The organism is Bizionia sp., from assembly GCF_048259285.1.
Taxonomy (GTDB): domain Bacteria; phylum Bacteroidota; class Bacteroidia; order Flavobacteriales; family Flavobacteriaceae; genus Algorimicrobium; species Algorimicrobium hallyeonense.
In genome coordinates this window covers 1-16398 of the sequence record NZ_JBLXHU010000042.1, presented here as the reverse complement: position 1 = coordinate 16398, position 16398 = coordinate 1, and the positions used below count along the sequence as shown (strand labels likewise).

Genomic DNA, 16398 nt, shown 5'->3' with positions numbered 1-16398 from the left:
TCTTCCTTTACTAATCCTGTTTTCTGAATTTGTTCCACCAAAACAACCGTAATTACACCAGTTAATGCTGCTAAAAGTATAAGTAATGGCGAATTTAAATCTTGGGTAATAAAAAATCCAACCACTAAACCTGGTAAAATAGAATGACTAATGGCGTCACTAATCATGGCCATTTTTCGCAGTACCAAGAAAGTTCCTGGAATGGCACAGGCTAAGGCCACCAAACTAGCTATGAGTTGTATTTCAAATTGTGCGCTACTCATGTTTTGTAATTTGTTGATTGTACAAATTGGAAGCGGTTTCAAACCCTTCCTGTGTTAAACTCCACATCGTTCCATCAAGTGTAACATAATTTTTATCGACTAATTTTTGAAGTGTTCCTCTTGTAAATCCTTGAAAATTATTTAGAATTTTAATGGTATGCGGATGCGAAATATTATCGTGTGTTTTCGCAATTTGAAACATGAATGCTAACGTTTTATGTTGTTCTAAATCACGACGATTTTTAATAAATCTAATTTGTCTGAAAAGTAATCCACGATTTGGTGAAAAAAGAAAGGAAAACAATACAAACACGGATGCCACTAAAACAATTACGGGTCCTGTAGATAAGTTGTTTTGACTAGCGCTAATGGCCGTTCCAAAAACACCCGAAAATGCACCAAAAATAGCCGCCAGAAATACCATGGTACTTAAACTATTTGTCCACTGTCGCGCTGCAGCTGCAGGTGCTAAAAGCATGGCGCTCATTAATACCACGCCAACTGTTTGTAGGCCTAAAACAATGGCCACCACGATGAACGAGGTAATAAGAATGTCAATTATTTTTGTTTTAAAACCAATGGTTTGTGCATAATCTTTATCAAATAAAAGAATTTTAAATTCTTTCCAAAATAGGAGCAAAACAATTAAGCAAAGCCCAGTAACAATTGCCATCAGCCAAACATCACTTTCTACAAGCGTTGCTGCCTGGCCAAATAAATATTTTTCCAAACCCGCTTGATTGGCATTGGGTTGTTTTTGAATAAAGGTTAATAAGAGCATCCCAAATCCAAAAAACAAGGACAAAATTAATCCTAAAGCCGTATCTGATTTTAAGTGTGTTTTAGTAACAATTCCACGAATCCAAAACGTTCCGATTAAGCCGCTTACTAAAGCACCAAGTAATAAGGTGTTGCTGTCTTTGGCTCCTGTAATTAAAAATGCAATGGCAATTCCAGGCAAGGCAGCATGCGAAATGGCATCACCTAGTAAGCTTTGTTTTCGCAATACAGCAAAACTTCCTAGCATACCAGTTACGGCTCCTAAAATAGCAGTACCAAGCGTGATAGTACGTAAAGTATAATCGTTGATGAGGAGTTCTATGTATTGTGTTAAGTCTATTAGTCTTTAGTTTTTAAGATATGTTTCTATACTTAATTTTGGTATATATACGAGATTCATGCGTTCCCAGGAATTTTATTTCTGAATACTCACCTTATAATTAATACCATAGGTCTTTGTTAGGTTGTCATCATTAAAAATATCTTTAACAGGACCAGTGGCAATTTTTTTCACATTTAAGAAAGTTACCCAGTCAAAATACTCCGGAACGGTTTGTAAGTCGTGATGGACAACAATGACCGTTTTATTCGCTTTTCGTAAAGCTTTTAGGATGTTAATAATAGCAATTTCAGTTGTAGCATCCACACCTTGAAAGGGTTCATCCATAAAATAAATGGAAGCATCTTGAACGAGTGCTCGTGCTAAAAAAATACGTTGTTGCTGACCACCAGACAGCTGACTAATTTGACGGTTTTTAAAGGCTAACATCCCCACTTGTTCCAAGGCTTCTAAAGATGCTTTTTTCTCCTTTTGCCCTGGTCGTTTAATCCAGCCCAAACTTCCATAAGTTCCCATCATAACAACATCTAAAGCTGTAGTAGGAAAATCCCAATCCACACTGCCTTTTTGTGGAACATACGCTACTAAATCTCGTTGTTTATTATAGGGTTTGCCGTAAATGCTTACACTACCAGCTATAGGTTTTAAAATTCCTAAAATGGCTTTGATAAGCGTGGATTTTCCGGCGCCATTTGGGCCAACAATGGCCATAAGCACGCCTTCTGGGATTTCCAAGTCAATATCCCAAAGTACGGGTTTGTAGTTATAGGCAACGGTAAGGTCGTCTATTTGAACCGCCATGACGCCCGACGGGTCCGTTGTGTTTTTATTTTCGTTTGGTTGTTTCATAAATTTATTTCTGTTCATTTTGTCTTGATACAAAACGAACCAAAAAATCATTGTCAAAATTAGTAAATCACTAAAGTGCCATTCGTTTTCAAATCTTCATGCTTGAAGCTGCGCTTCGCAATTCCGTTTTTTCACTCATTATTTCTGAATTTTGATGGTCAATTCTACGAGTTGATAAGGGAATTTCACCTTACCTTTTTTTAGTTCTTTACATGTCTTTAATCAAAAAAGAACTTGAATTTTTATAATTCACTTTTATTACTTGAGCGCATTCACAATCGTATTCACATTATAGGTAAACATACCAATATACGTACCTTCTTCTGTGCCAGCATTTCCCAATGCATCTGAATATAATGTGCCACCAATTTGCACATCAAAACCTTTAGATTGTACGGCAGCTTGGAGTGCTTCAATAGTACGTTTTGGCACGGAACTTTCTACAAAAATGGCTTTTACTTGTTTGTCAATAATAAAGGTAGCTAAATTTTGAACGTCTTGAACACCAGCCTCGGTAGCCGTTGATAACCCTTGAAGCCCAACAACTTCAAAACCGTAAGCTTGGCCAAAATAATTAAATGCATCATGAGCGGTAACTAGAATACGTTTGTCTTCCGGTAGTGTACTGATTACAGACTTTATTTCTTCATTTAAAGCTTTTAACTTTTCTAAATAATCCGCACCATTTTTTTCGAAAGCTGCTTGATGTTCTGGGTTGGCTTCTGATAATTTTTCGACAACAAATTGTGTAATTAATTCCCAATTTGTTACATCAAACCATATATGGGGATCATAATTAGAGGCGAAATATTCAGACCCAATTAGTGTTTTTTTATCTACCGCATCTGAAACGGCAATAGTATTAATATTTTGACTTCCCATTTTTTCGAAGACTTCAACGAGTTTGCCTTCCAAGTGTAATCCGCCATAAAAAATAACATCAGCATGCGCAATTTTATTGACATCGCCTTCACTGGCTTTATATAAATGTGGATCTACACCGCTTCCCATTAAACCCTCAACGTCTATATAATTCCCACCTATATTTTGAACTAAATCGGTTATCATAGTTGTGGTTGTAACAACTTGTAATTTGGAATTGGTGTTATTTTCGTTTTTACAAGAATAAACTATTCCCAAAATTGTAATGACAAAAACTAATTTTTTCATAAGCCTAAATTATAGTTGCGAAGGTACTAAAAAAATAGAGATTTAACGTAATTTGTAACGAACACCAAAGAAGAATCGAATCCCTTGATTTGGGCCATAAACATAGGATGGATCGAAGGTTAATGCATAGGGATTATCTGGGGTTGGAATAACATTCCCGTTTGGGTCAAATTGTACGTTTTCATCAAACGGATCATCAGCACGTGCAATTATAAATGGATTTCCCTGGTTCGGTGTCCAGTCAAGTATGTTTTTTACGCCTCCATAAAATTCAAAATTGGTTATACCATCATAGGTCAGTTGGATATTTTGAATGCTCCAAACGGGTGAATATTCTTCTCGTGGATCTAAATCACCTAATAGCGGTAAACGCATGGGACCGTATAAATTTCCTGTATAATCTAGCGTTAAATTTGTTGGATAATTTTTATAACTAAATGACCACACACCCGAATAACTTTCGGTTAAAATTTGTTGACTTTGTATGCCATTTTTAATTTGTGAAACATCTTGCCATGTTGCACCAATTGAAGCCGAAATGCCACTTCCAAATGTGGCATCAACACTTAAACTAATACCTTTAGATGTGGAATAACCATCTAGGTTTGAATATATAATTTGGTTGGGATTGGTGTCATAATCTGGTATAATGGCGTTTGTAAAATAGGTGTACCATGCCGAGGTATCAAAGGTAAAAAGCATGCCGTTTTTGGTATATAATTTTTTTAAATAATTTAAAGTCACGTTATAGGATTGTTCGGGTTTTAATTCTTCTTTAATAACAACATCGCGAGCCCCAGTTAGTGCAGCATGTTCTTCAGTAAAAAGGTTAACGACGCGGAAACCTGTTCCGGCATTCAGTCTAATAATATCACTTTCTGTGGGTTTGAAGCGGTAAGCTAAACGTGGTGTAAAAATGTTGCCGTGACGTTCATCGTAATCGTAGCGCAAACCTAATAGAAGGCTTTGTTTCTCGTCGAAATCAATTTCATCTTGTATAAATAGGGAGGGAATAGTTACTTCATCAGCATTTATTGTTGCTGTGGTATTATCGTTATAATAATTGTAACGAATAGCTGTGCCTATTAAAAAATCATGATTTTTAATCTGTTTATCCCAAATAAATTGCCCAAAGCCTATACGCTGTTGTGCTAAATAGGGTGTGTTTCCATAAACAGAGTTTTGGTCATGATCCGAATACGAAAATTGGAATGTGATATTTTCAACTATAGGGAACTGATATTCGCCAATCAATTCATAACGTTTTGTATAAATGCTTTCTGCATAAACTTCGTCTCCGCCTCTGTAGCTTTTATTCCAATTTATTTCCCCTCCCCAACGATCTTCATAAAAATAACGACCAGCTAAAGAAAATTTGCGGTTATGTTTTCGTTTAAAATTCCATTTTTGAAAAATAGAAATCCTATCTTGAAGGGTAACGTCTGTAAAATTATCGTGGTTATTATCTATGGGATTATCGTATTTAAAATAGTTGGTTCCAAAAAGAAGCGTGGTTTTTTTACCTACTTTTGTTTTAAACCCAACGTCTAAATTCCATTCTCCCCATGTATTAATATTGCTGTCGGCAAAGAAAATAGGTGCGTTTTCCGGTAGTTTTGTAATAATATTAATTAAACCGCCAACGGCTTCACTTCCATATAAAGAAGATGCTGGACCTTTTACAATTTCGACCTGTTCAATGAGTGAATTTGGAATTCCAGATAAACCATAAACTGTTGATAAACCACTAACAATAGGCATTCCATCAATTAAGACCAAAGTATAAGGTCCTTCGAGACCGTTGATATGAATGTCTCCTGTATTACAAATATTGCAATTTAACTGTGGTCTAACACCATTAACATTTTGAAGCGCTTCAAATATATTGGATGTTGGGTTCTTTTTAAAAAAGGCAGATGTGTATATCTCAACTGGTACAGGGCTCTCCAATCTAGAAACTGCTTTTAGAGTTCCTGTGATTACCACTTCATCTAAAGATTCGCCGCTTTCCAATGTAAAATTGACGGTTATGTTTTTATCTTCAATAAGTATATTTTTTTTAACGGTTGTATGTCCTGTGAAGGAAGCTACCAACGTGTAATTTCCCGGAGAAATATTGTATAGGGTATAAAAACCATCAGTATTTGTAGTTGTTCCTGTTGTGGTGTTTTCTAGATAAACACTGGCAAAAGGAAGTGATTCACCTTCAGAACCAATGCTGCCAGAAATACTAAAGCTTGTTTGAGCATAGCTTCCAATACTTGTAAAAATTGCCAGTATAATTAGCCTCATAATAAATATAATTTGGACAAATATAAATAATAATTTAGAGTGGTCTAAAAATATATTTAAAAAGTTTAATATTGTATATTTGGTAGATAACAGATATCTATGATTACGTTAACGGAAGAAAATTACATTAAAGCTATTTATCATTTAGGTAAACAGGGACGCGAGAATGTGAATACCAATGCTTTAGCTGAAGCTATGAATACCAAAGCATCATCAGCAACAGACATGATTCGGAAATTAGCGGAAAAGGATTATGCGAATTATAAAAAGTATAAGGGTGTGACCTTAACAGAATCTGGAAAAAAAATTGCGATTAATATTATTAGAAAACACCGACTTTGGGAGGTGTTTTTGGTGGAGAAGTTAAATTTTACTTGGGATGAGGTTCACGATTTAGCGGAACAATTGGAACATATTAAATCGCAAAAATTAATTGATGAATTAGATGCTTTTTTAGGTCATCCAACGCATGATCCTCATGGAGATCCTATTCCAGATAAACACGGCGAAATTACCTTTGTTGAAAAAACAATATTATCGCAAGCTCAAGAACACCAAAAATATAGTTGTTTGGGTGTGAATGATAGTTCATCTGAATTTCTACAATATTTAAATAAAAACAATATTGGTTTAGGTTCGATTATTGAAGTGATGCATATTGAGCCTTTTGATAAATCTATCAGCATTAAGGCTAATGGTAAATTATTAACGGTTTCTCAAAGTGTGGCGAAAAATCTATACTTAAAAAAGCTCTGAAAATTTGACTGCTTTCGAAATTGAAATTCAAAAAAAAAAACAAACTATGTGGAAAAAATGCCTTTTCGGATTATGCTTACTAATTGGTTTTATGGGTTTTTCACAAGAAAAAGTAAACGCAGAAACACCTCTAATTTTAAAAAAGTTGTTCTACCAAAATAGTTTAATAGTTGATGATTATACCGTAAAATTTAGTGAGGTAATTACAGATTCTCGCTGTCCTAAAGGTGTAACCTGTGTGTGGGCTGGCGAAGTGGTTTTTGAATTAGCAATTAGTAAAAATGGAAAATTAATAAGCACAGAAACGTTTAAAATTCCACCTACGAGTTACACCATAGAAGAGCGCAAAGCGTTGTTTATAGATGGGGAATTAAAACTCTATTTATATAACGTGCTGCCGTTTCCAGAAGCCGAAAAGCAAACTGAAAAAACGGCCTATTACATCCAGTTTTCAGGTGTTAATTAGTGGCAGCCACAACCATCGTCACCACCACAATTTTTCGAATTTTTCTTTTTAGGACTCCAAATAAATTTCCGAATTAAAAATAAGATGGCCAGACCTAGAATGGTAAAAGCGATAATATTTTGAATAATTGGACCCATTTTTCTTTAAAATTATTTTAATAATTGATAGGCAATTAAAGCTACTACATAAGCAAAAACGGTCATAACTATCAATTGCCAAGCTGGCCATTTCCAACTGTTAGTTTCACGTTTTACTATAGCCAACGTACTCATACACTGCATGGCAAAGGCATAAAATAGCAAGAGTGAAATTCCGGACGCAAAGTTAAATAAAGGACCACCTAAAATAGGGTTAACCTCACCAGCCATACGGTTTTTAATGGTTTCTTCTTCATCGCTTCCTACGTTGTAAATGGTAGCTAATGTTCCTACAAAAACTTCACGTGCTGCAAACGAACTGATTAGAGCAATACCTATTTTCCAGTCGTAACCCAACGGCCGAATGGCAGGTTCAATAGCGCGACCGGTTATACCAATATACGAATGTTCTAATTTATACGAATCTACGTGCTGTTCTATTTCAATATCTGTCAAATTTTGATTGGCATATTGTTCTGTAACAATAGCTTCGGCATTATTGAAATTTTCACCAGGACCATAAGAAGCTAAAAACCACAATACAATAGAAATAGCCAAGATTATTTTACCAGCACCAAATACAAAAGATTTTGTTTTCTCAAGAACCGTTATGGCTACATTTTTAAGAAGCGGGAGTTTGTAATTAGGCATTTCTACCACAAAAAATGTTTTGCTCTTTATTTTAAGAATTTTATTTAAAATCCAAGCGGAACCAACCGCTGCGCCAAATCCTATTAAGTATAATAACATTAATGTTAAGGCTTGAAAACTTAATCCTAGAAAACGGCCTTCTGGAATTACAAGGGCAATAATGATTAAGTAAACGGGTAATCTGGCCGAACAGGTAGTGAAAGGTGTAACTAAAATGGTAATTAATCGTTCTTTCCAGCTTTCAATATTCCGCGTCGCCATAATTGCAGGAATGGCACATGCTGTACCCGAAATTAATGGAACTACACTTTTTCCACTTAATCCAAATCTTCGCATAACACGATCCATAAGAAAAACAACACGACTCATATAACCACTTTCTTCCAAGATGGAAATAAAGAGGAATAAAAAGGCAATTTGTGGAATAAATATAACAATACCGCCAATTCCCGGAATAATACCTTCAGAAATTAAATTAGTTAGCGTGCCTTCTGGCATCACATTTTTTGTCCATTCGCTTAATGAAGCAAAAGAGCTATCAATAAAATCCATTGGAATGCTAGACCAATCATAAATAGCTTGGAAAATGGTTAAAAGTATCAAACCAAAAATAACATAGCCCCAAACTTTATGCGTCAAGATACGATCCAAACGAATGCGTAAATCTTTAGCCGTATTTAAGTCAATAGTTTGTCCTTTTTTCAGTGTATTATTAATAAACTGATAGCGTTTAATAGTTTCTTTTTGCTGAAGACGCTTTAAATCAGCATTGGTTTTTGTTTTAAAATCGGCAACGGCAGCAATGGTGTTCCGATCCATTTTTCCAAAATTAACATCCTGTGTTATTACTAACCACAATTTGTATAATAACTGATTTGGAAATGCTTTTTGTAGGTTATTAAAATAGGCTTTATCAATTTCCGAAGCGTTCATACACGGTTCATTTGATAAATCCTTATAGTTAGCAATTAGTTCTTTAAGTTCTAAAATACCTTGCTTTTTTCTGGTACTAATAAGGGCGATTTTGGTATTTAGTTGCTTTTCTAAATAGGGTATGTCTAAACTTATTCCTTTATAATCCATTCTATCAGCCATGTTAATAGCAAGAATTGTTGGAATTTCAAGGTCTTTAATTTGTGTAAATAATAATAGATTTCGTTTGATGTTTTCTACATCGCACACAACGACAGCAACATCAGGAAAATCTTTATCGTTTTTATTAAGAAGTAATTCAATAACCACATTTTCATCTAAAGATGAGGCGTTTAAACTGTAGGTTCCCGGTAAATCTATAATATGGGCTTTAACACCACGCGGTAGTTTACAAATCCCTTCTTTTTTTTCAACCGTAATACCAGGGTAATTACCCACTTTTTGATTTAAACCGGTTAAGGCGTTAAAAACAGACGTTTTTCCTGTATTAGGATTGCCTATTAATGCAACGTTAATTTGCTTGCTCATCTAGAAATTTCTATTTGAATGTGAATGGCTGTTTCTTTTCGGATTGCCAAATGACTTCCGTTAATGTTTAAATACATCGGATCAGCAAAAGGTGCCATTTGAACGAGCTCAACGGTGTTACCTGGAAGGCAACCCATTTCTAATAGTTTTAGGGGGATATGTATAGAGGACACATCGACAATAATGCCTATTTCACCACGTTTAATTTCTGCTAATGTCACCTGCAAGCTTATTTAGATTGATTTTAAAGAAGCAAAAATAATGTAAAAAGTTAGGGTAAAAAAATTGTGCTAATAAAACTATTCAGAATCTTTCTTTAGTATGTGAATATCAGCAATTAAGCGTTTAATTTCTTCTGGTTTGGTACCATCATAAAAGCCGCGGATTTGGCGTTTTTTATCAATAAGCATGAAGTTTTCCGTATGAATCATGTCATAAGGATCAAAACCTTCAATATCTTTTACAGCTAAATAGCTTTTTCGTGCTAGGTCATAAATTTGTTTTTTATCACCTGTTACTAAATTCCATCGGGAATCATCAACACCTTTTTTTAGTGCATATTTTTTTAATTGCGCAACCGAATCAATTTCTGGGGTAACTGTGTGCGATAGTAACATAACATCGGGTTCATCTTTCAGTTCTTTTTGAATGTAAACCATATGATCCGTCATAATCGGGCAAATGGTTTGGCAGGTTGTAAAAAAGAAATCGGCTACATAAATTTTATTTTCATAATCCGCTTGGGTTACGGTTTTTCCATTCTGATTGGTTAAACTGAAATCGGCAATTTTATGATATTTTTTTTGGTGTTGTATGGTACTATCTACTAATTCAAAATTAACCATAGCCGGTTGGTAAATTGGCAAAGGCTTTTCAACATTTAAAATATTGTAAATAACGGCCATTATTATAATTGAAATAATCAGGAAGACGATAGCAAAATACTTGTAGTCTTTAAAAAATGACAGCATACTGAATGTTTTTGAAGTCTGTTAATAGAACAATTCTGATGCAAAATTACAACAGAATAGAGATTTAAGTGGTATTTTTAACATTCATTATTATTTTAGTTAAAAACCAGCACATGAAACCGTATTTATTTCTCCTATTATTTTTAATTGCAACACCATTTATGGCGCAGGATTATATAAAATCCTTCAATAAAATTCAAGAGGCTGAAGCCAAAATGGCCTTAAAAAAAATGAATCAACGTTTTAGCCTAAATACGGGTAATTACGATGTAAAATATCATCGATTAAATTTAACGGTTGATCCAGCTGTTGCATTTATTTCGGGAGATGTTACTACATATTTTGAAGCGAAGGAAGCCTTATCACAAATTACATTTGAATTAACAGATAATATGACGGTTTCCCAAGTAACGCAGCGCGGAACTAGTTTGGCTTTTATTCATAATGCTGCGGATGAAGTGGTTATTACCTTACCACAAATTCAAAATACAGGTGTTTTAGACTCATTGACGATTACCTATTTTGGAAATCCGGAAAGTTCGGGTTTCGGTTCATTTGAGCAAACTACACATAGTGGAACACCAGTAATTTGGACCCTTTCAGAGCCTTATGGCGCCAAAGGGTGGTGGCCATGCAAACAGGACTTAATTGATAAAATAGACTCCATAGATGTTTATTTAACGACACCTCAATTTACACCAAATAATGAGGAATATGTGTCTGTTTCCAATGGATTGGAAATAAGCCAGACGGTTTCTGGAAATAATAAAACCACAAGATTTAAACACAATTATCCTATTCCTGCCTATTTAATTGCTATTGCCGCAACCAATTATACGGTGTATTCTCACGAAGTAGCTAATAATGGAGCGCCATTTGATATTGTAAATTATGTGTATCCAGAAAATTTAGCCTATGCACAAGCTAGCACACCAATTACAGTAGATATTATGAATGTGTTTTCAAACCTTTTTGAAAGCTATCCATATGCCGATGAAAAATATGGTCATGCGCAATTTGGCTGGGGAGGCGGTATGGAGCATACAACGGTTTCCTTTATGGGAAGTTTTGGTCAAAACCTAATAGCACATGAATTGGCGCATCAGTGGTTTGGAAATAAAGTTACCTGTGGCAGTTGGAAAGATATTTGGTTGAATGAAGGGTTTGCAACGTATTTAGCTGGATTAGCTGTAGAGAACTTGGATGGTAATGAAGAGTTCAGAGCTTTTAAACAAGCGCGCGTTGCTTCTATTACCTCACAACCTGGAGGTGCTGTGTATTTGTCTGATTCAGATACCACCAGTGTTAACCGTATTTTTAGTAGTCGGTTAAGTTATAATAAAGGGTCTATGGTTGTGCATATGCTTCGGAAAAAACTCGGTGACGTCCCATTTTTTCAAGCTATGAATGATTACTTAAATCACCCAGACCATGCTTATGCATACGCAAAAACAGATGAATTTATTAATATTGTTGAAACCTCTACCGGTGAAGATTTAACGGAGTTTTTTAACGATTGGATTTATAATCAAGGGTATCCTACCTACACATTATCCTGGAATCAGCCATCTTCAACTTCGGTATATTTACATGTATCTCAAGTGCAAAGTCATGCGTCTGTCAGCTTTTTTGAAGTGCCCATTCCTGTCCGATTGATTGGCACCAATGGCGAAACACTAGATGTTATTTTAGATAATACCAGTAATAATCAAGGCTTTTTAAAAACCGTCAATTTTACGGTTGCTGATGTGCTTTTTGACCCTGAAAGTGATATCATATCCAAAAACAATTCGGTAACACTATCCACGGAAAACTTTGATTTAGAAGCCAATTTGATGGTGTATCCAAATCCAACTTCTAATAGGATTCATATTCAGAAGCCAGAAAGCTTGCAGATTAATAATGTGAAAATTTACAATGCATTAGGGCAGCTTTTGGAAACGCGTTCATGGAGTTCTAGCATGGATTTTTCCGGCTACGCTTCTGGAATACTATTTGTTAAGTTTGAAACGAATAGTGGTATTATAAACAAAACCGTGTTAAAAAAATAGCAATAAAGCGCTTATAGTTTTCTAAATGGTGTTAAAACACTACTTTTGTGCGCTATAAAAAGAAGAATCTCTTATGACAATTATATTAATAAAGGCAGCACAATTATTTTTAAGTCTGTCTATTCTTATTGTTTTACATGAATTAGGTCATTTTATTCCTGCAAAATTATTCGGAACACGTGTAGAAAAGTTCTACCTGTTTTTCGATATTAAGTTTTCATTATTCAAGAAAAAAATTGGCGATACCGTTTACGGAATCGGCTGGTTGCCATTAGGTGGTTACGTAAAAATTGCTGGAATGATTGATGAAAGCATGGATAAGGAACAAATGGCTCAACCACCACAACCATGGGAATTTAGAACCAAGCCAGCGTGGCAACGCTTAATAATTATGCTTGGTGGTGTATTTGTAAACTTCGTATTAGGTTTCGTTATTTATATGATGATATTGTTTGTTTGGGGAACGGACTACACAACTAAGGACGATATTAAATATGGTTTTGGTGTTACTAAAACTATGGAGCAATACGGTTTCCAACAAGGTGACAAAATAGTATCAGTAGACGGCAAGCCTTTTTCTGAAGTTACAGATATTACGTCCCACTTACTATTTAGAGATGTTAAAGAAATACAAGTAGAACGTGAATCCGGAGCTACCGAAACGCTAACATTGCCAAAAGATATAGGAACGCAGTTGTTTGAGGCTGGCGATTTACCTGCCATGGCACCACGAACACCATTTGTATTAGATTCTATTGTGCCAGATTCTCCAGCTGAAAAAGCAGGACTTTTGGTTACGGATAAATTAGTTAATATTAATGGAATAGAAATAAATTACCTAACGGATTTGTCTTTTGTACTGAAAAACACACAAGCACCAGAAGTAAGTCTTGTTGTAGAACGTAATGGCGAAAATGAAATTTTAAAAGTAACTCCAAGTGATGATGCTACTATTGGTATAATAACCAAAGGAACCGATCCAGACTATGTAAAAATTAACCATAAGGATTATTCCTTTGGCGAAAGTATTACTAAAGGGGCCGCATTAGGTTATTGGACTATTAAGGATTATTTGGCACAGTTTAAATACATTTTCACGAAAAAAGGTGCAGCTCAAGTGGGTGGATTTGCAGCCATTGGAAATATGTTTCCACCATCGTGGAACTGGAAAGCTTTTTGGGCTATTACCGCTTTCCTATCTATTATGTTAGGTGTTTTAAATTTATTGCCGATTCCTGCCTTGGATGGTGGTCATGTTATGTTTTTAATTTACGAAATGATTTCGGGTAGAAAACCGGGCGATAAATTTATGGAGTATGCCCAACTAGTTGGTTTCATACTACTTATATCCTTGGTGTTGTTTGCAAATGGAAATGATATTTACAAAGCGATTTTTGAATGACAATAAAGATGAAATTTTTTTTCAGAAAAAATCAAATCTTGTTTTGTTGTAATTAAAAAAATATATATATTTGCCCTCGCAAAAGCGATAACACTCCTCCTTAGCTCAGTTGGTTAGAGCATCTGACTGTTAATCAGAGGGTCCTTAGTTCGAGCCTAAGAGGAGGAGCACAGTTAGACAAAGCCTTTACAGAAATGTAAAGGCTTTTGTTTTTTAGGTAGGTCAAGCATAGGTCGAACATTTGAATGATAAACGCCTTAAAACGTGGCCTGTTTAATTCACATCTCATTTTATCAACTGTGGAAGCATACAACAGAAAAAGCTAAAAAGTGTTTTAGTTGCTACTTCTTTATTTTCTACATTGTCTATTCAACTTAATATGATTAATATCATATGAATTAGGCTCACATAATCTTATTTTTACAATTATGGCGAGTGGATGGTTATTTCTGCTTTTAGTATTATAAAATTTAAACCAAGAGTTTATGAAAATACAAGTAAAAGATTTTATGTCAGCACCAGTTATTACAGCTAAAGGAGAAAACAGTGTTATTGAGGTAAGAGCGCTAATGAAGGATAAAGGAATAAATGCTATTCCCATTATATCCTATTCCAAAGACATATTAGATACGGAGATGATTATACGCGGTATTGTCACCACGACGGATATGAATAAACTTGTTCAAGAAAGCACGACTCTGGAAGATGTCATGACATCATCTAGAGTTCATGTAGTCCATATGAATTCAAGCGCTAATGCGGCCGCTAAAATGATGCTGAGGCACGACGTACACCACATGGTTGTAATGGACGAAGGAAATATAGTAGGCATGATTAGTTCTTTGGATTTTGTGAAATTGGTTGCAGAATATTCTTTGGAATAAACGTTTGCTTGATTTAAAAAAGCGTTGTTCATTACTTACCGTTGGTTTTTAATTTTTCCATTTCAGATTTTTGTTTGTCAGTCAGGGGTATTTGGTGTAGTTCAATTGCCAATGTTGGCTCTTTTAGGTTTTCAAAATTAATATTCTTTATTTTTTCTTTTTGAAATAGGTTTACAACTTTTTATGAGCAAAAACGGTGCATAGTTGAATGTCCTTCGTCATCTGGGTTACTCATAAATAAATCAAAATCGTCACAGGAATCATCGTTAAAATAAAAACCTTTAATGTGAGGTTTGGTGTACACTCCAATTTTGTTTAATGCTATTGAGCTTTTAGAATAATCTCGATGGCCACAGCGACCAGTTATAATAAGTCCGAAAAAATTTTGGTCAATCAATTCATTCTTTTTTGAGCGAATTTCAACATTGTATGTTTTCCAACCTGTAATTCCATTTGATTTAAATAACCTAATTACTCTTTCGCTAACTATTAGCGGAAAAGCATTGGTTGTCCAAATTATATCATAAAGGGTTTGTCCACCCATTATATGTTTTACCGTAACCGTTTCTGTTATGTGTTTTTCTCCTCTTGAAATTTTAGGTTCGGCCAAATCAAAATTTTCAATAACACCTCTAAATGGACGATTAGAATAAGATTCTCTAATCTGAAATATTTTGTTGTAGTTCAGCATCTTTTTCAGTTTAAGCTAATTTTAGTTTTTTGCAAATTCAATTAACGATGTAAAATTACCATTATCAGCTTCTCTCAAGGATTTTATATACTTATTTCGTGTTTCGCTAGCTTTTACCGTATTTGATTGATGCCAAGTAAATATATCATTCCCGAATATGGATTCCATAATAATGTCAGCCATCATTCGGGAGTGTCTTCCATTTCCATTTGGAAAGCAATGAATGGATACTATGAGATGTTTAAATCTTATAGCTATTTCTTCCGGCGGAAAAGTTTTGTGTTCTATCCAGTATTTCGTGTCGTCCAGTAAATTTTTTAATTCAATTCCAATTTGTGTCCAAGAGATTCCAATGTTTTTTTCAGTCATTCTGAATTCACCTGCCCATTTCCATACATCGCCATACATTTTTTTATGTAAGTCTTTTACAAATTTTTCCGTTAAAATTTTTTCAGGTTTCAATTTTGTATGAATGGTCCATTCGACAGCTTTTTCAATATTCAATTGCTCAAATTCATCCAGTTCCCCTTGCGTAGTAATTGACTTTATTTTAAGACCCTCCTTTTCAACTTCGTCTAAAGGTGTTTGTCCTACTTTATAATCAAATTCTAATCCCATAATGATTTTTTCATCTCGCGTTTTATTTCACTAGCCAGTTCCTCTATTGTTTTAGCTAGTTTTTCATCGCCAATTCCTTGGTCTTCTAATTTCATATTTTGATTGGTTCTTAATACAATCTTTCTGGCCAGATTTTCTGCTTTTATTTCAACTAAATCGTTGATGGTCCCATTTATTGGCACTAGTGCATATATTAATTTTAAATCCAGTGCATGGGCTACATCTTTTAAAGATTTGAGCGTTATGGAACCATTAGCCTCACTTTCTTCAATTCTTTTTACACCTTGTCGTGTTATATTTAATTTGGCGCCAAGTTGTGCCATTGTCATATTGAGAGATGTTCTAATTGTATTTATCCATCCACGTTGTGGAATCAAGATCTTTCGGGTTTCAGCGAATGGACGAAGCTTTTGGTCTAACTGCTCAATTAAAAGTTTGTGCTTATTTCTCATTTTTTGTAAAGCTTTAAGTTTACAAAATAATAAAATTGTAAACATATGCATTTACAAATATATAAAAAAGTAATCTTATATGTTTACAATAAATAAAAAAAGTAAACAATTAGGTTTACTTTTTAATGGTTCTGTTAAATTTAATCCAACGGTTTTGTGAATGA

17 protein-coding genes and 1 tRNA gene are annotated in these 16398 nt (G+C 34.5%); 6 read left to right on the top strand and 12 right to left on the bottom strand.

Features of this window, described 5'->3' with window-relative positions:
* The 5 genes from ACN0QX_RS13610 to ACN0QX_RS13590 all read right to left on the bottom strand — a co-directional run.
* Window positions 1-263: metal ABC transporter permease (locus tag ACN0QX_RS13610; protein WP_417197723.1), on the bottom strand; the 263-nt coding region annotated here is incomplete at its 3' end.
* Window positions 256-1383 (bottom strand): metal ABC transporter permease, encoded by a 1128-nt coding sequence (locus ACN0QX_RS13605; RefSeq protein WP_417197725.1) that lies wholly within the window; start codon window positions 1381-1383, stop codon window positions 256-258. The genes ACN0QX_RS13605 and ACN0QX_RS13610, both read right to left, overlap by 8 nt.
* Window positions 1384-1458: 75 nt before the next feature.
* Window positions 1459-2232 (bottom strand): metal ABC transporter ATP-binding protein, encoded by a 774-nt coding sequence (locus ACN0QX_RS13600; protein WP_248396632.1) that lies wholly within the window; start codon window positions 2230-2232, stop codon window positions 1459-1461.
* Between the two features lie 258 nt (window positions 2233-2490).
* Window positions 2491-3402, bottom strand: a complete 912-nt coding sequence (locus ACN0QX_RS13595) for a metal ABC transporter solute-binding protein, Zn/Mn family (protein WP_248396631.1) — start codon at window positions 3400-3402, stop codon at window positions 2491-2493.
* Window positions 3403-3444: 42 nt separating this feature from the next.
* Complete coding sequence (locus ACN0QX_RS13590; protein WP_417197720.1) at window positions 3445-5694, bottom strand: TonB-dependent receptor; 2250 nt, start codon at window positions 5692-5694, stop codon at window positions 3445-3447.
* A 99-nt stretch (window positions 5695-5793) separates the two neighbouring features.
* Between ACN0QX_RS13590 and ACN0QX_RS13585 the strand changes: the two genes are divergently transcribed.
* Together ACN0QX_RS13585 and ACN0QX_RS13580 are read left to right on the top strand one after the other, a co-directional pair.
* Window positions 5794-6450 carry a metal-dependent transcriptional regulator gene (locus ACN0QX_RS13585; protein WP_417197719.1) on the top strand — a complete coding sequence of 219 codons (657 nt, stop codon included), beginning with the start codon at window positions 5794-5796 and terminating at the stop codon, window positions 6448-6450.
* Between the two features lie 46 nt (window positions 6451-6496).
* Window positions 6497-6916, top strand: coding sequence for a hypothetical protein (locus ACN0QX_RS13580; protein WP_248396628.1), 420 nt, complete (start codon window positions 6497-6499; stop codon window positions 6914-6916).
* Here the strand turns inward: ACN0QX_RS13580 and ACN0QX_RS13575 are convergent.
* The 4 genes from ACN0QX_RS13575 to ACN0QX_RS13560 form a co-directional block, all read right to left on the bottom strand.
* Window positions 6913-7053 carry a FeoB-associated Cys-rich membrane protein gene (locus tag ACN0QX_RS13575; RefSeq protein WP_248396627.1) on the bottom strand — a complete coding sequence of 47 codons (141 nt, stop codon included), beginning with the start codon at window positions 7051-7053 and terminating at the stop codon, window positions 6913-6915. The two genes, ACN0QX_RS13580 and ACN0QX_RS13575, sit on opposite strands and share 4 nt — an antisense overlap.
* 12 nt (window positions 7054-7065) lie before the next feature.
* On the bottom strand, window positions 7066-9165 hold the full coding sequence (feoB, locus tag ACN0QX_RS13570; RefSeq protein WP_417197717.1) for a ferrous iron transport protein B: 2100 nt from the start codon (window positions 9163-9165) through the stop codon (window positions 7066-7068).
* Window positions 9162-9392: a FeoA family protein gene (locus ACN0QX_RS13565; RefSeq protein WP_248396623.1), complete on the bottom strand. Its 231-nt coding sequence runs from the start codon at window positions 9390-9392 to the stop codon at window positions 9162-9164. Before ACN0QX_RS13565 ends, feoB begins: the two co-directional genes overlap by 4 nt.
* Before the next feature lie 72 nt (window positions 9393-9464).
* Complete coding sequence (locus ACN0QX_RS13560; RefSeq protein WP_248396620.1) at window positions 9465-10136, bottom strand: SCO family protein; 672 nt, start codon at window positions 10134-10136, stop codon at window positions 9465-9467.
* A 113-nt stretch (window positions 10137-10249) separates the two neighbouring features.
* On the opposite strand from ACN0QX_RS13560, the gene ACN0QX_RS13555 reads away from it, so the two are divergent.
* The 4 genes from ACN0QX_RS13555 (at window position 10250) to ACN0QX_RS13540 (ending at window position 14473) form a co-directional block, all read left to right on the top strand.
* Window positions 10250-12187: a M1 family aminopeptidase gene (locus tag ACN0QX_RS13555; RefSeq protein WP_417197714.1), complete on the top strand. Its 1938-nt coding sequence runs from the start codon at window positions 10250-10252 to the stop codon at window positions 12185-12187.
* A 73-nt stretch (window positions 12188-12260) separates the two neighbouring features.
* Window positions 12261-13589 carry an RIP metalloprotease RseP gene (gene rseP, locus ACN0QX_RS13550; protein WP_248396615.1) on the top strand — a complete coding sequence of 443 codons (1329 nt, stop codon included), beginning with the start codon at window positions 12261-12263 and terminating at the stop codon, window positions 13587-13589.
* 94 nt (window positions 13590-13683) lie between these two features.
* Window positions 13684-13757, top strand: a tRNA-Asn gene (locus ACN0QX_RS13545).
* 317 nt (window positions 13758-14074) lie between these two features.
* On the top strand, window positions 14075-14473 hold the full coding sequence (locus ACN0QX_RS13540) for a cyclic nucleotide-binding/CBS domain-containing protein (protein WP_248396613.1): 399 nt from the start codon (window positions 14075-14077) through the stop codon (window positions 14471-14473).
* Window positions 14474-14654: 181 nt separating this feature from the next.
* Here ACN0QX_RS13540 and ACN0QX_RS13535 read toward each other — a convergent pair whose 3' ends face one another.
* Genes ACN0QX_RS13535 through ACN0QX_RS13525 form a run of 3 tightly spaced genes read right to left on the bottom strand, consistent with a single transcriptional unit; the run spans window position 14655 to window position 16234 of the window.
* Window positions 14655-15164 (bottom strand): hypothetical protein, encoded by a 510-nt coding sequence (locus ACN0QX_RS13535; RefSeq protein WP_417197711.1) that lies wholly within the window; start codon window positions 15162-15164, stop codon window positions 14655-14657.
* Window positions 15165-15185: 21 nt separating this feature from the next.
* Window positions 15186-15782, bottom strand: a complete 597-nt coding sequence (locus ACN0QX_RS13530) for a mobile mystery protein B (protein WP_417197709.1) — start codon at window positions 15780-15782, stop codon at window positions 15186-15188.
* Window positions 15773-16234, bottom strand: coding sequence for a mobile mystery protein A (locus ACN0QX_RS13525; protein ID WP_417197707.1), 462 nt, complete (start codon window positions 16232-16234; stop codon window positions 15773-15775). The genes ACN0QX_RS13530 and ACN0QX_RS13525 overlap by 10 nt, the downstream gene beginning before the upstream one ends.
* Window positions 16235-16398 lie beyond the last annotated feature (164 nt).

Bases quoted from the DNA above. Each gene is read 5' to 3' on its own strand.
- ACN0QX_RS13600 (WP_248396632.1), bottom strand. From the start codon at position 2,232: ATGAAACAACCAAACGAAAATAAAAACACAACGGACCCGTCGGGCGTC.
- ACN0QX_RS13595 (WP_248396631.1), bottom strand. From the start codon at position 3,402: ATGAAAAAATTAGTTTTTGTCATTACAATTTTGGGAATAGTTTATTCT.
- ACN0QX_RS13590 (WP_417197720.1), bottom strand. From the start codon at position 5,694: ATGAGGCTAATTATACTGGCAATTTTTACAAGTATTGGAAGCTATGCT.
- ACN0QX_RS13585 (WP_417197719.1), top strand. From the start codon at position 5,794: ATGATTACGTTAACGGAAGAAAATTACATTAAAGCTATTTATCATTTA.
- ACN0QX_RS13580 (WP_248396628.1), top strand. From the start codon at position 6,497: ATGTGGAAAAAATGCCTTTTCGGATTATGCTTACTAATTGGTTTTATG.
- ACN0QX_RS13575 (WP_248396627.1), bottom strand. From the start codon at position 7,053: ATGGGTCCAATTATTCAAAATATTATCGCTTTTACCATTCTAGGTCTG.
- feoB (WP_417197717.1), bottom strand. From the start codon at position 9,165: ATGAGCAAGCAAATTAACGTTGCATTAATAGGCAATCCTAATACAGGA.
- ACN0QX_RS13560 (WP_248396620.1), bottom strand. From the start codon at position 10,136: ATGCTGTCATTTTTTAAAGACTACAAGTATTTTGCTATCGTCTTCCTG.
- ACN0QX_RS13555 (WP_417197714.1), top strand. From the start codon at position 10,250: ATGAAACCGTATTTATTTCTCCTATTATTTTTAATTGCAACACCATTT.
- rseP (WP_248396615.1), top strand. From the start codon at position 12,261: ATGACAATTATATTAATAAAGGCAGCACAATTATTTTTAAGTCTGTCT.
- ACN0QX_RS13540 (WP_248396613.1), top strand. From the start codon at position 14,075: ATGAAAATACAAGTAAAAGATTTTATGTCAGCACCAGTTATTACAGCT.
- ACN0QX_RS13535 (WP_417197711.1), bottom strand. From the start codon at position 15,164: ATGCTGAACTACAACAAAATATTTCAGATTAGAGAATCTTATTCTAAT.
- ACN0QX_RS13530 (WP_417197709.1), bottom strand. From the start codon at position 15,782: ATGGGATTAGAATTTGATTATAAAGTAGGACAAACACCTTTAGACGAA.
- ACN0QX_RS13525 (WP_417197707.1), bottom strand. From the start codon at position 16,234: ATGAGAAATAAGCACAAACTTTTAATTGAGCAGTTAGACCAAAAGCTT.